12 protein-coding genes are annotated in these 13,119 nt (G+C 66.2%); all 12 read right to left on the bottom strand.

The features are described from left to right. Positions 1–9: 9 nt before the first annotated feature. A complete protein-coding gene (locus tag ACOQPI_RS14085; protein WP_420620254.1) occupies positions 10–1,572 on the bottom strand; it encodes a YfbK domain-containing protein in 1,563 nt (520 codons plus the stop codon). 441 nt (positions 1,573–2,013) lie between these two features. Further along, complete coding sequence (locus ACOQPI_RS14080; protein WP_420620253.1) at positions 2,014–3,570, bottom strand: FAD-dependent oxidoreductase; 1,557 nt, start codon at positions 3,568–3,570, stop codon at positions 2,014–2,016. Positions 3,571–3,591: 21 nt separating this feature from the next. Next, complete coding sequence (locus ACOQPI_RS14075; protein WP_420620252.1) at positions 3,592–3,948, bottom strand: nuclear transport factor 2 family protein; 357 nt, start codon at positions 3,946–3,948, stop codon at positions 3,592–3,594. 38 nt (positions 3,949–3,986) lie between these two features. Further along, positions 3,987–5,090, bottom strand: coding sequence for an LLM class flavin-dependent oxidoreductase (locus ACOQPI_RS14070; RefSeq protein ID WP_420620251.1), 1,104 nt, complete (start codon positions 5,088–5,090; stop codon positions 3,987–3,989). Between the two features lie 52 nt (positions 5,091–5,142). After that, positions 5,143–5,961, bottom strand: coding sequence for a CoA-transferase subunit beta (locus tag ACOQPI_RS14065; RefSeq protein ID WP_420620250.1), 819 nt, complete (start codon positions 5,959–5,961; stop codon positions 5,143–5,145). Continuing rightward, positions 5,958–6,848 (bottom strand): CoA transferase subunit A, encoded by an 891-nt coding sequence (locus tag ACOQPI_RS14060; protein WP_420620249.1) that lies wholly within the window; start codon positions 6,846–6,848, stop codon positions 5,958–5,960. The genes ACOQPI_RS14065 and ACOQPI_RS14060 overlap by 4 nt, the downstream gene beginning before the upstream one ends. After that, complete coding sequence (locus tag ACOQPI_RS14055) at positions 6,845–7,648, bottom strand: SDR family oxidoreductase (protein WP_420620248.1); 804 nt, start codon at positions 7,646–7,648, stop codon at positions 6,845–6,847. The genes ACOQPI_RS14060 and ACOQPI_RS14055 overlap by 4 nt, the downstream gene beginning before the upstream one ends. Beyond that, positions 7,648–8,808, bottom strand: coding sequence for an acyl-CoA dehydrogenase family protein (locus ACOQPI_RS14050; protein ID WP_420620247.1), 1,161 nt, complete (start codon positions 8,806–8,808; stop codon positions 7,648–7,650). The genes ACOQPI_RS14055 and ACOQPI_RS14050 overlap by 1 nt, the downstream gene beginning before the upstream one ends. 74 nt (positions 8,809–8,882) lie before the next feature. Beyond that, positions 8,883–10,268, bottom strand: a complete 1,386-nt coding sequence (locus tag ACOQPI_RS14045; protein ID WP_420620246.1) for a phytoene desaturase family protein — start codon at positions 10,266–10,268, stop codon at positions 8,883–8,885. A 53-nt stretch (positions 10,269–10,321) separates the two neighbouring features. Further along, entirely contained in the window at positions 10,322–11,320 is a 999-nt protein-coding gene (locus tag ACOQPI_RS14040) for an LLM class flavin-dependent oxidoreductase (protein WP_420620245.1), read from the bottom strand. Between the two features lie 24 nt (positions 11,321–11,344). After that, positions 11,345–11,878: a VOC family protein gene (locus tag ACOQPI_RS14035; RefSeq protein ID WP_420620244.1), complete on the bottom strand. Its 534-nt coding sequence runs from the start codon at positions 11,876–11,878 to the stop codon at positions 11,345–11,347. A 26-nt stretch (positions 11,879–11,904) separates the two neighbouring features. Next, a complete protein-coding gene (locus ACOQPI_RS14030; protein ID WP_420620243.1) occupies positions 11,905–13,059 on the bottom strand; it encodes an acetyl-CoA C-acetyltransferase in 1,155 nt (384 codons plus the stop codon). Positions 13,060–13,119: the final 60 nt, after the last annotated feature.

Genomic DNA, 13,119 nt, shown 5'->3' with positions numbered 1-13,119 from the left:
TCTCCTTGGCTAGCGGAGCAGGCGGCGGGCGGTGTCGATCAGGGACGCTAGCTCAGCGGCATCGGCGTCGCGATGCAGGTCGTCGGCGACCGCGTCGGCCTGGTGTTGCAACTCCCTGGAGATTCGGCTGGGGGCGTAGGGGCTGTCCCGCAGGATCTCGGCGAATTCGGCGGCCACCGCGGCCAGTCGGAAGTGGGGGCTGGCTGATTCGAATGACCGTTCCACCGCGGAGCGGGGCAGGTGGGTGACCAACTCGACGATGGTCCCGGTTGCCGGCCGCTCGTAGCGCATTCTGACCGTGGCGATTGTGCTGCGTTCGTCCCGGGTTCTGGAGGCCAGCTCCAGCTCGTAGAGCGCTGTGGAGCTGTGGCCGATGCCGAGTTCCCCGGCATCTTGGGCGTCGTCGCGGAAGGCCTCGTCCTCGATGTCGCGGTTCTCGTAGCCCAGCAGTCGGTATGAGCGGACCACCTCGGGGTCGAACTCAACCTGGACCTTGGCGTCGCGGGCGGCGTAGGCCAACAGCCCGTCGAGGTCGTCGACGAACACTCGCACGGCCTCAGACGGAGTATCGATGTAGTGGTAGGTGCCGTCGGCCCGGTTGGCCAGCTGCTCCATGAGCTCGTCGTTGAACGGTCCGAGGCCCACGCCGATGGTGGACAGGCCGATGTCGGCCCGCTCGCCGATCGACTCCAGGATCTCGTCGGTGCGGGATGCCCCCACGTTGGCGACCCCGTCGGACAACAACAGCACCAGCACTTGGCGACCGGCATCAGCTTCGTCCAGGGCCATGTCGTATCCCCTGATCAAACCTGATTCGGCATTGGTGGAGCCGCCGGGGGTCACTTCGGCGCGGATCTTGTCCATGATCCACTTGGCGTTGCCGCCTAGCTCCGTAGGCTCCAGCACGGTTGCCGAACGGCTCTCGTAGGCGACGACGCCTACCCGGGTCTCTCGGGGCAATCCCGAGATCAGCAATTCCACCGCCCGGTGGGCGAGCATGATCCTGCGCATCGACTCAGATCCGTATCCGGTGGGCTCGTCCATGGAGCCAGAGCGGTCCATCACCAACACCACGCTGTCGGGGGCAGTTGACTGCGACAGCTCTCGCGGCGCCTGAATGCCCACCCGCAACAGCACATGTTCTGCTTCTGCAAAAGGTGAAGGCGCAGAATCCAGAGTGACGGTGAACTCGTCACGTATTGCCTCGTATCCGCCGTCTAAATAGTTGACGAATTCTTCGGTTCGCACGGCTTCGATAGGTGGCAACTGGCCGCTTTCCAGGAAATTACGGGTGACCGTGTAGGAGGCAGTGTCGACATCAAGGGCGAAGGTGGAGAGCGAGTCATCCCAGGTGTCGACGAAGGGATTGACGCCGTAGTCCTGGAAGTTGTTCGGATCACATCTCCTACAGGGCCGACGCATCTCTGACGAGGCCTCTTCGACAGGTTGTGGGGAGGCTGACTGGGCGCGGCCGCTGGCCGGAGCGGAATCTGCCATTGGCTCTGCTGCCATCTCTTCTGCGGGCATTTCGTAAGCAGCCAACTCGTCTTCTGGGCCGCTGAGATCGACCACGCTGTCGCCGTTATCCCTGTCCGCGCCCTGAGCCGGAGTTGCTGGGACGATTGCGGGGCCATCATCCGTCGGTCCTTCAGCCGTGCCGTCGGGAGAGTCGGGGACGGCGTCAACAGTGCTGGGTTCGGGCGCGCTCGGAGACTCTGTTGCTGACGATGAGCCACGTGAATCTTGGACCAGGCTGCCTTGTGTCGGCACTGGGGGTTCTGAGATTCCCCGCGAAGCGCCGTCAGTCCCGCTGCCGCTACTGCAAGACAAGGCCAGAACACTCAGGACCGCTGTCAAAGCGATCACCACCCGGTATGACAGTGCGATTGTCCTCTTTGACTCAGTGCCCGATGTCATCTTTCCCCCTTGCGCCTTGGATGCCCGCAGCACCCTCTTGGGGGTTTCTGACGATGTGTGGGAGACTCAGGTTCCCGAAGAGGGGAAATTTCCTGGTCAGCTGGCCGCGGCGTGCCCAGCTGCATGGGCGGCAACCAGCATTGGACCGATGGTGCCACCTGCACCGGGATAAGCCGCACCGAGAGGGCTGGCGGCGGCGTTGCCCACCGCGTAGAGACCCTCGATGAGGCCGCCGCCTAGATGGCGGACTTGGCCGTGTATGTCTGTTCGGGGGCCGCCCTTGGTGCCTAGGCAACCGGGATGGAGGCGCACCGCGTAGAAGGGCGGTTCGTCCACCGGGCCAAGTGTGGGGTGGGGAGCCGACGGGTCCCCTACGAAACGATCATAGATGGAGCGACCCCGGCCGAAATCGGGGTCGTCGCCGGAGGCGGCCAACTGGTTGAAGCGGGCTATCGAGGCGGCGAGTTCATCGCCGTCGATATCGATGACGGCAGCCAATTCGGCAAGGCTGTCGGCCCGGTGCAGCCATCTGGTATCGGGGTCATCTCGGCGCAGCGGGCCCAGGTGGTAGCGGCGGCGGTAGCTGGTGTCGAAGACCAGCCAGGCGGTGGCCGCCGGGTACCGGAACCCGGTGGGGTCGAAGGCCTGCATGGCCCGGCCCACGTCGTTGTAGTTGCGGGCCTCGTTCACGAAGCGCCGCCCCCGGGAGTCCACCATCAGCGAACTGGGCCGGGCCCGCTCAGTGAGCACCAGCCGGTGGAAGTTCTCGCCGTCGATGGTTTCACCCGGCACGGTCACGGCCGGGCACCACCACGCCTCGGCCATGTTGCCCAGCTCGGCTCCGGCGGCCAGCGCCAGGCGGAGAGCGGTGCCATCCATGCCGGGCGCACCCACCGGGCCGGTCATCGGCCCCCGCAGGAACGCCTGCACCAGCGAGGGGTCCCGTTCGAAACCGCCGGAGGCCAAGATCACCCGACCGGACAGCACATCAGAGCCGATGCGTACCCCGTTTACCGTGCCGCCCGACTGAGCCAAGCCGTCTACCTCGGTGCCGGCGAGGATCGCTGCTCCGGCGGCTTCGGCAGCCTCCGTCAGTGAGGCGATCATCGACCGGCCCATGGTGATCACTCCGTGGCGGGACCGGTCGGCCACCTCGTCCCAGTCGATGATTCCGGTGGCCAGCTCCCGGTAGGTGATGGGCGCGGTCACATTCGGTGCAGTCCGGATTCGCTGTTCGAGCTCGGGTCGCACTTCGCGGGGCTGAGGTTCCAGGGGGCGATGCCCCGGCTTCCCGCCAGGCAGTTCAGGGTGGTAGTCGGGGTAGGGGACCGTCTGCCACGACAATCCAGTGGCTGACTCCAGCCAATCGGCCACCACCGGTGCTTGATCGGCGAAGTAGTCCACGAGGTCGTCGTCCACGTCGCCCAGCCGCAGGGCCTGCAAGTACCGGCGAGCTTCGTTAGGGGAGTCGCCCACCCCTTCGGTGGCCATCAGCCGGTTGGCGGGCATCCAGGCCAGCCCTCCCGACAGGGCAGTGGTCCCGCCCAGCACCGGCGCCCGCTCCACCACGGTGACCTCAGCCCCTGCCTGGGCCGCGGCCACCGCCGCGGTCAACCCGGCAGCTCCCGAACCGACAACCACCACTTGAGTCACGTCAGTGGGGCGGCGGAACCGCTATTGGCCCTGCAGTGCAGCAGCCAGGGCTGCGGTGTCGAACCATTGGGAGAGGCGGAAGATTTTGCCGTTGTCGACGTCGAAGATGTCTACCGCGACGAACGACACTTCTTGTCCTTCTTGGGTTGCGCCGTTGAAGGCGATCTCCACCACCACGGTGTTGTCGTCGCAGATGAACCGGGTGGGGTTGTCTTGGTGAATCGGGAATCGCTCGAAGATCTTTTGGAACATGGCGATGGCTTTATCTGAGCCGATGCGAGGGCGCGATCCGGAGGGGATCAGGTCGAGCTCGGGGTGCAGCACCGAGGCCATCAGGTCCCAGTCTTCGCCATTTAGTGCGACGAAATAGTCCTTCACCACTGCAAGCGGGCTTCTGTTCGATTCTTCTGCGACCATCATCCAGCCCTCAATATGTCCTTGACTTCGCGCATCGCTCGGAACGACCAGCCGGCCAGCTCGGGGTCGCCGAAGGCGGTGACGTTCCACATGATCAAGTGGCGCAAGCCCGCGTCATAGTAGGTGCTGACCTCTTCGGCGATCTGCTCGGGGGTGCCGCAGAAGCAGTAGTAGTCCACCACCTTGGGCGGGATGCCGTCGATAATGGCCTCGGCCTGCTCCCGGGGCACCGACGCGGGGATCAGGTCGTGGAAGCCCTCGGGGGGCTCCACCCCCAGCTCAAGGAAGATCTGCGGGGGCAGCATCACCATGATGGCCCGCAGCAGCGGGGCTTCCTGCATGCGCCGCAGGGTGGCCTCGTCAGGGGCGGCCAGCACATAGGCCAGCAAGCCGGGGGTGACCGCATCGGCGCCCCGGCCAGCCTCCACCGACGCCTGGCGGATTGTGGCCAGCGAATCGGCGTACACCTCGGGGGCCAGCTTGGTGGGCAGCCACCCGTCGGCCAGCCTCCCGGTGATGTTGAGCATCCGAGGTCCGTGGGCTGCGGTCCAGATGGGCGGAGGAGTGTTGCCGTAGGGAGATAGTCCGAGCACGGCGTCGTTGAGCTGGTGGAACTTGCCCTCGTAGCTGATGGGGCCGTCGGCATTCCACAGCGCCCGTATGATCTCGATGCCCTCTTCCAGGCGGCCGACGGGACGCTCGAAGCCCATGCCGTAAGGGGTCACATTCATCCGCTCGCCCGAGCCCAGCCCCAAGATCGACCGGCCTTGGGTGAGGTGGTCGACGGTGAGGGCCATGTTGGCCACCATGGCCGGGTGGCGGCGGATCAGGTCGGTGACCACCGAGCCCACTTTGATGGTCTCGGTCTGGGCTCCTACCGCGCCCATCATCACCAGGGGATCGAAGTACACGTGGCCGCTGGGCTGCACCGCGGCCAGCGGGCTCATGTCCGGAGTCCAGATCGAGTCGGGGTGCCAGCCCATCAGGTGGCACGGCCACCACAGGGCGTCGTATCCGTCGGCCTCGGCCCGCTGGCCCAGGGTTACCGCCCGGTCCGCGGGCGGCATGATCTGGCCGGGAACGCCGATCTCGAGGTCTTTCATCCCCTGTTCCTGACTGGATTATGGGTCGTTTCGCAGCACATGGCTCGGTCTTTCATCCGCCGAATTCCCGGCGGCGCATGTTGTCGGGGTCGATCACCTCGCGGATCAGCCGCACCTGTTCAACAGTGGGCACCGTGGTGGTGGGCAACTGTCCCTCGGGAGAGGGCAGCTCGAAGCCGGTGGCCTCCTGCACCTGCTCGAAGGTGACCCCAGGATGCAGCGACGCCACCTGCATGTGGCGGGTTTCGGGGTGGAAATCCATTACGCACAGGTTGGTGATCACCAGCTCAGGTCCGCCTTCCAGTCCGGCGTCGGCCCGCTCTGAGCCGCCGCCCAGATACCCGGCGCAGGAGATGAAGTCCACCTTCTCCACCAGTGAGCGGGGGTTGTGGTTGGGGTTCCAGTAGTAGAGCGCTTTGCCGATGGAGCCCATGTCGCCCAAGCCGGCGGTGCCGGGAAGCCGTACTCGGGGAGCGTGATAGTCAGTGCCGATGATCGAGTTGTTGCCGTTTCCGTAGCGGTCGAGTTGGGCCGACCCGACGCAGAACTTGGTGAGCCACCGGCCGTTCAGGGCAATGGTCCAGAAGTCGCCGTACTGCTCCACGTACATGATGGAGTCACGCCACAGGGGGGCCTCGAGTGTGGAGGCGGGCACTCGGTCGGGCCGGGGCTCGAGACCCACCGCTCCGGCCAGCCATACCAGCTCAGGAGCGTGGGTGAGTCGGGCCAGCCAGAAGGCGCTCACCGGCACGAACGAGGCCATGCCGTTGCAGGCCTGGTCGCCGTCGGCGAAGCAGGCGGCCAGCCGAGCGATCATCAGCTCATCAATGGTCCAGTCTTCAGCCGGGGGGCTGTTCTGCCAATCGCTCACGAGGCCTCCCAGGCTTCCACTGCGGCGAGCCGTTCAGATCCGCCTGCAGCCTCCAGGTAGGCCGCGTGGTCGGCGGGGCCGGTCACGTACTTCTCAAGAAATCCGGCCACGGCCTCGTCGTCGCGGGTAGCGCCGATCCATTCCAAGTGCATGGCCGTGTCGTAGCCGTAGCGGGGGTAGAACGAGGTGGGGTGGGCGCCGAACGGGGCTTCCACCACTGCGTCCACCATGAAGCCGGGCAACACGGTGCGGTCGGGGTCGGCTCGCAGCACTTCAGAGTCCACGATCTCCTCAACGGTGACGATCACCGTGGTAGCGGCCTTGGGCATTATGCCCAGGTCGGGCCACAGCGCGGTGGGCTCATATCCGATGTTGCCGAACCGGTCGGCCTTGTGGGCGTGAACCAGGGCCACGTCGGGCACCAGCGCCTTGCAGGCCACCACCGACGGACCGCCGAACGGGTCGTCGAGCATGACCAGGTTGTCGTTCACGTCGATCAAGTCGGTGCCGATCAGCCCCCGGGTGGGCAGGAACGGCAGGTTGCGAGCGCCCGCGCCCAGTCGCGCGTTCAGTGCCGTCTCCGAGAGCTCCTCCACACGGATAGCTCCGGCCTCCACTGCCTTGCGATAGCGCTGGCATAGCCCGAACTGCTCCATCGACACCGCCGCGCCGATAAGGCGGTTTATGGCCCCCGCCGCGGCCAGCCAGTCCACAGGTATTCCCCCTACCAGGCACACCACCCCGAGCTCCTTGCGGCCTTGTCGGATCAGCTCCCGGACCAGGGCCATGGGCGCGGCCTGAGTGGCCATGTTCTGGATGGCCACGAGGTCGCCGTCGCGCACCAGAGCAGCCGCGTCCTCAAGAGTGGTCAGCTTCTCAGCGCTCACAGGAGTTCCACCATCTCTCGTCCTCCATGAAGTTCAATCACCTGTCCAGTTGCATAGTCGGAGTCCCCCGACGCCAGCCAAGCGACGGCGCCGGCCACATCCTCAGGAGTGCCGGCCCGGCCAATGGGGATCTGGGCCTCGATGCGCTCGATGATCGCCTCGGGGATGCCCAAGCCGGTGTCGTCGTCGCGTGCTCCGGTCAGGCGGGTACCGGCGATGTAGCCCGGGGCCACCGCGTTGACGTTGATCCGGTGGCGGGCCCACTCCCGGGCCAGCGACTTGGTGAGAGCGATCACCCCGCCCTTGGCCGCTGAATAGTTGACGTTCCCGGCGATGCCGTAGATGCCGTTGATGGAAGCCATGTTGACCACCTTGCGATGGTGGCCCGGCGGGTTGTCCCGACTGCCCCGCAGCAGTGGAAAGGCGGCCCGGCACAAGTTGAAGGTGCCCTTAAGGGCCACATCGCACACCAAATCCCACTGCTGGTCAGTCATGTTGTGAGCCATGGCATCGGCGGTGATCCCCGCGTTGTTCACCAAGATGTCCAGGCTGCCGAAGGAGTCCTGGGCAGCGCCCAGCATGGCGGCCACGTCGTCGTTATCGACCACCGACCCCGCCGCGGCCACGGCTTGCCCGCCGTCGGCAACGATGGCCGCCGCTGCTTCCTCAGCGACTTCGCCGTCCACGTCGTTGACCACCACGGCAGCGCCATCGCGGGCCAAACGAGCCGCCACTGCCAACCCGATACCCCGTCCAGCGCCGGTTACCAGCGCCACCCGGCCATCCAGAACTTGAACCACTAGAAGCTTCTGGGCAGCCCGAAGGTCTCGGCGATGCTGTTCCTGGCCATCTCATTGGTGATGGGCCCGATGCGGTAGAGGCGGCTGTCTCGCCAGTAGCGCTGGGGATGCGTCTCGAGGGCGTAGCCCATGCCGCCCAGCACCTGAATGGCGATGTCCGAGCACTTGCCGGCGTACTCCGAGGCCACCACCTTGGCCATGTTGGCCTCCCGGCCGCAGTCCTCGCCCGACTCCGATTTCCACGCCGCGTAATAGGTCATCAGCTCGGCCTGCTTTTGCATCATGGCCATGTCGGCCAGGTTCTGGTGCCACACCTGGAACGAGCCGATCTTCTTGCCGAAGGCCTCCCGCTCCATGAGGTAGCTGAGGGTCTCCTCGATGCAGCCGTCGATGATGCCGGTACACAGGGCGGCCACCATGATCCGCTCGTTGTTGAGGGTGGACAGCATTTGGTAGAAGCCCTGGCCGGGCTGGCCCACCACGTACTCGTCGGGCACGAACACGTCGTCGAGGAACACCTCGCACGACCCCACCGACTTCATGCCCACCTTGGGAATCTGGCGGCACTCCAGGCCCTCAGCGGGGTTTTTCACCAAGAACAGGGTCACTCCCCGGGCCGGCTTGTCTTGGATGTCCTCGGTGCGGGCCATCAAGAACAGGTAGTCGGACACGTGGGCCGCGGTCGACCAGATCTTCTGGCCGGTGATGCTCCAGCCGCCGTCCACCTTGGTGGCCCGGGTTTTCATGGCCCCCATCAGGTCGGTGCCCCCAGAGGGCTCGGTGACGGCGATGGCCACTCGCAGCTTGCCTTCGGCCAGCTGGGGGATCAGCTCCTCGCGGGCCACATCGGAGGCGAACTTGTTGATCGACTTGGCGCAGAAGGAGGAGATGCCGAAGATCCAGGTGAGCCCGGCCAGCGAGCGGGCCAGCTCCCGGGTGAGGATCATCTGGGTGACCACGTCGCCGCCCTGGCCGCCCAGCTCGGGGGGCAGGCCGATGGCGTGGAACCCGGCGTCGGACATCTTGTCCCACAGCTCGAACGGATACTCGAACTCCTGGGCCTCGTAGTCGCGGGCTGCGTCCTTGGGGCATTCCTTCTCGACCCAGTTGCGGACCATCTCTTGGAACATCGTCTGCTCGTCGGTGAGGGTGAACTCCATGTGCCTGGTTGCTCCTTGTTTCCTGTTGTCTAAGTGTCTCAGCCTGAGGTCAGTGGTTGGGGGTCGATCGTTGTCTAGTAGCGCCAGCCGTCGCCGAATGTGGGGATGCGGCGGCCCAGGATGTCCTCCACGCAGGTGAGGGCGGCCCGGGCCGAGCGGTCGGTGCCGATGCCCCGGCTGCGGAAGGTCTCGCTGGCGAAGTACAGGCCATCGACGGTGGGGGCCCGCCAATGGGGCCGGAACTTGCCCACCAGCATGGGCTTCTGGGCAACGCCGAACGCCGGGTCGAACACGAACAGGCGCCTCTTCCACACATGCTCGGCCAAGCCGGGATACATCACGTAGAGGCCCTGTTCGAGGCGGTTGTACATGTCCTCGATGTAGCGCCGGTCCCGCCCACGGGATCCGGGGACGATGCCGCCGGTGCAGTACAGGTGGAGTCCGTTGGGGATGCCCTGGGGGTCCATGGCCGCCTGGTCGTACATGTATCCCGGCGTGGGGCTGTGGGGGGTTTCCAGCCAGGTGGCCAGCTCCCGGGGGTCGAACATGGTCACCGGCTCTTCGGTGGCGAAGTAGAGGTTGAGCATGGTCACCCGGTACTGGTCTTGGGCCAGGTAGCGGATTTGGCTGGTGTACCACTCGGGCAGCTCCCACTCGGGCACCACGTTGAACACGTTCCACACCGGCAGGGTGGAGATGACCGCATCGCACTCGATCACCTCGCCCACATCCCAGTCGTTGGGCACGTTGGGCTCATGGGGGATGGACACCCCGACCACCGCCCCGTTCTCAATCAGAACGCGTCCGGCTGCGGTCTGCATGCGCAGCTCGCCGCCGTGCTCGGTGAAGCCGTCGGCCAGGTCTTGCCACATGCCGTCCCAGCCCTGGCCGGGCCAGCACGAGTAGGCGGCCATGTGCCGCTCCTCGTAGTGCATCTTGCGCACCCAGAGGTTGTCGCTGGCCGAGTGGTCGTACCACTCGTCGGTCATGCACTCCAGCACAGCGATGAACTCATAGAGGTCGTAAACCCCCTGGTCGGAGGTGTACTGGGCCAGCCATTCCCGCATGGGGCGGTCGTCCCACTCCTCCAGTTCGTCCCAAGTGCTCTCGGTGATGGCCTTGATGACCTTCTTGACCTCGGTCTTGTCGGGGTAGCGGTCTCGGATCGACCCCCAGGTTTGGGTGTCGTTGTCCCAGATCGGCATGTCGTGGGACACCTCGCCGTGGATGAGCTCCTTGCCGACGTGTTCGAACACCTTGGTCAGACCCGAGCCGGGGTCTTCAATGAGGTGCCCGCCGAGGTTCACCTTGAAGCCCTCGTCGTCCACCGCCAAAGCCCGGCCCCCCAAGAAGGGCGACCGCTCCAAGAGGGTGACCGACTTGCCTTCAGCAGCCAGAAGCGCCCCGGCGCTAAGCCCGGCTGCCCCGGCGCCGATGACGACAACGTCGCATTTGGTCATGGGGGGATACTAAGAGCGGGCGGCGCTGGGAGGCACGTTATGAAGTCGGCCGCTCAGGGGCCAGCAATCGCACTGAGCGCGTCCACCGTGGCCTGCGGGCCGATGTCGTCGCCGACGTGGGCGCCGGTGAGCAGCACGATGGGCAGGTCGACGCCCGCAGTCCGGTAGGCGGCGATGCGGTCGGCCAGCATGTCGGGTCCGAGGGCACATTGGGCCAGGACGGCCTCATCGGGCACCAGCGATAACGCTCGTGCGCGGTCACCCTGCTGCCAGGCCTCGGCTACCTCAGACAGATTGTCGAAGGTGCCGACGAACGCGGGCTGATGGGTGGGCACCATGGAATAGGCCAGCACTTGGCGGCGCATCCGCTCTAGGGCCTGTTCGGGATCGGGACCGGCGTAGGCCCAGAACGACAGCACGGTGGCCACGTCGCCGGGATCGCGCCCCGCCTCTGTAGCTGCGGCTTTGACGATCTCTTGCTTGGGGCCAACCTCCCCAGGCGGGCACCACGTCATGAACACCGCATCGGCTATCTCGCCGGCCACGGCCAGCATCCGGGGGTTGATGGCCCCCAGCCAGACGGGCACGTCTACACCGGGCAGGTCAAGCCGGAACCCTTTGGAGCGGAACCGAGGGCCGTCGTGGTTCAGCTTCTCTCCGGCCAGTGCAGCCCGGAGCAGGCCGATGAACTCCCGCACAGTGGCCAGAGGCTGTTCGAAATCGCCGCCGTGCCAGCGCCCCACCACGATGGGGCTGCTGGCCCCGATGCCGGCCACTATCCGGCTGGGGGCCAGGGAGGCCAGGGTGGCGAATCCCATGGCGGTGAGCGCGGGGGAGCGGGTGTAGGCGGCCACGATGCCCGAGCCCAGCCGAATGCGCTCAGTGCGAGTGGCCATTGCCCCCAGGGTGGCGAACACCTCGGGGCCGGCCACCTCGCCCACCAGCGCGGTGTCTATCCCGGATTGCTCGGCGTGTACAACCAGGTCGGTCAGCCATCCGATGGAGAGTCCGTCCTCCACCGGCATGGTGATGGCCACCGGGGAGTCGGTCATGGCTTGAGTTAGTCGGCGGGAGGGCTAGCCGGCGAAACGGTCGTGGAGTTCGTCGGCCAGGGGCTGGTTCTCGGCGTTGTCGGGGTGGGGGAGCCACTCCTCGCCCACCGACAGGTAGCGGGTGGCCAACTCGATCAGCGGGCCGTGGGCCTTGGCGGGGGGGATGAAGTTCCACTTGAGCCATGGCTGGGTGTCGGGATGGCTGGGATCTTCCATCACCAGCGGGATGTCGGCGTCGCGCACCCCGTCGATCATGGTGTCGAAATCGTCGGAGCAGAAGGCGATGTGATGGACGTACTCGCCCTTCTTGGCCAACACCTTGTCGGGCCAGTGGCCGGGCTCAGCGGGCGACCAGAGTTGGATGGACACTCCGGTGGGGTCGGGGTTCTGGAACGTGACCCACGCCATAGGGGTTCCGTCCATGTCGTCGGCCCCCTCCCCCCGGGTGACCTTCATGGTGTGTCCGGGGGCGAGAACCTCCAGGATCTGGCGCCAGTCCTCCTCGGCCTGGGCCAGGTCTTTCACCAGCAATGAGATGTGGTCGATATGGATGCCCATGTTGTTGTCGGTCTCCTCGGTGGTCTCTACGCAGCCAGGTTCTCGATGATGGTGGCGTTGGCCAGTCCGCCGCCCTCGCACATGGTCTGGAGTCCGTAGCGGCCGCCAGAGCGCTCCAGCTCATTGAGCAGCGTGGTCATGATTCGGGCACCGCTGGCTCCCAGGGGGTGGCCCAGGGCGATGGCCCCGCCGTTCACGTTCACCTTGTCCATGTCCACGCCGGTTTCCTTGGCCCAGGCCAGCACCACTGAGGCGAAGGCCTCGTTGCACTCGAACAGGTCGATGTCGTCGAGGCCCATGCCAGCGCGCTCCAGCACCTTGGCGGTGGCCGGGATGGGGCCGGTGAGGATGAGCACCGGGTCGCTGCCCACCACCGCCATGGTGTGGACCCGGGCCCTCGGGGTGAGGCCGTGGTCGGCCACTGCCTTCTCGGAGGCGATGAGCAGCGCGGCCGATCCGTCGGTGATCTGGCTGGAATTGGCCGCGGTCAGCGGGCCGTGCTCGGAGAACGGACGCAGCTTGGCCATCTTCTCCATAGAGGTGTCGGGCCGGATGCCCTCGTCGCGGGCGCATTCGCCCACCGCCAGCACCTCGCGCTCGAAGCGGCCCTCTTCCCAGGCCCGGGCCGCGTTCTGATGGCTGCGCAGGGCCAGGCCATTCATGTCCTCCAGGGTGACGTCCCACCGCTCGGCGATGAGGTTGCCGCCCCGGAACTGGTGGACCTCCTCGTCGCCGAAGCGATTGGCCCAGCCGTCGGCGTCGAACGGGTAGCGCATGCCCAGATCGGGGCCCACATCGCCCTGGCTGTTGAGGTGTATGAGGCTCATCACCTCGACCCCGCCGGCCACCACCAGGTCTTGGGTACCCGACATGATGCCCTGGGCGGCGAAGTGCACCGCCTGCTGTGATGACCCGCACTGGCGGTCGATGCTGACTGCCGGAACGTGCTCGGGAAGACCAGCCGACAGCCAGGCGTTGCGCGCCACGTTGAACGCCTGGGCGCCGATTTGGCCGACGCATCCCATGATGCAGTCGTCCACCGCGCCTGGGTCCACGCCGGTCCGCTCGATCAGCCCGCTCAAGATGTTGGCCCCGAGGTCGGCGGGGTGGAGGTGGCTCAGCCCGCCGCCGAAGCGGCCCATGGGGGAGCGAACTGCGTCGATGATGTAGGCGTCGGCCATGTCTGTGCTTCCTGGTTCTTGTTCGGGATTCCTTGGTTGCTGCTCTTTGTTGGACCGAGG

The sequence above is a fragment of the Candidatus Poriferisocius sp. genome (assembly GCF_965219815.1).
In the GTDB taxonomy this organism is placed as follows: Bacteria; Actinomycetota; Acidimicrobiia; order Acidimicrobiales; family Bin134; genus Poriferisocius.
This window is presented reverse-complemented; position numbering and strand designations above follow the sequence as displayed.

Bases quoted from the DNA above. Each gene is read 5' to 3' on its own strand.
- ACOQPI_RS14045 (WP_420620246.1), bottom strand. From the start codon at position 10,268: ATGACCAAATGCGACGTTGTCGTCATCGGCGCCGGGGCAGCCGGGCTT.
- ACOQPI_RS14070 (WP_420620251.1), bottom strand. From the start codon at position 5,090: ATGAAAGACCTCGAGATCGGCGTTCCCGGCCAGATCATGCCGCCCGCG.
- ACOQPI_RS14035 (WP_420620244.1), bottom strand. From the start codon at position 11,878: ATGGGCATCCATATCGACCACATCTCATTGCTGGTGAAAGACCTGGCC.
- ACOQPI_RS14050 (WP_420620247.1), bottom strand. From the start codon at position 8,808: ATGGAGTTCACCCTCACCGACGAGCAGACGATGTTCCAAGAGATGGTC.
- ACOQPI_RS14030 (WP_420620243.1), bottom strand. From the start codon at position 13,059: ATGGCCGACGCCTACATCATCGACGCAGTTCGCTCCCCCATGGGCCGC.
- ACOQPI_RS14040 (WP_420620245.1), bottom strand. From the start codon at position 11,320: ATGACCGACTCCCCGGTGGCCATCACCATGCCGGTGGAGGACGGACTC.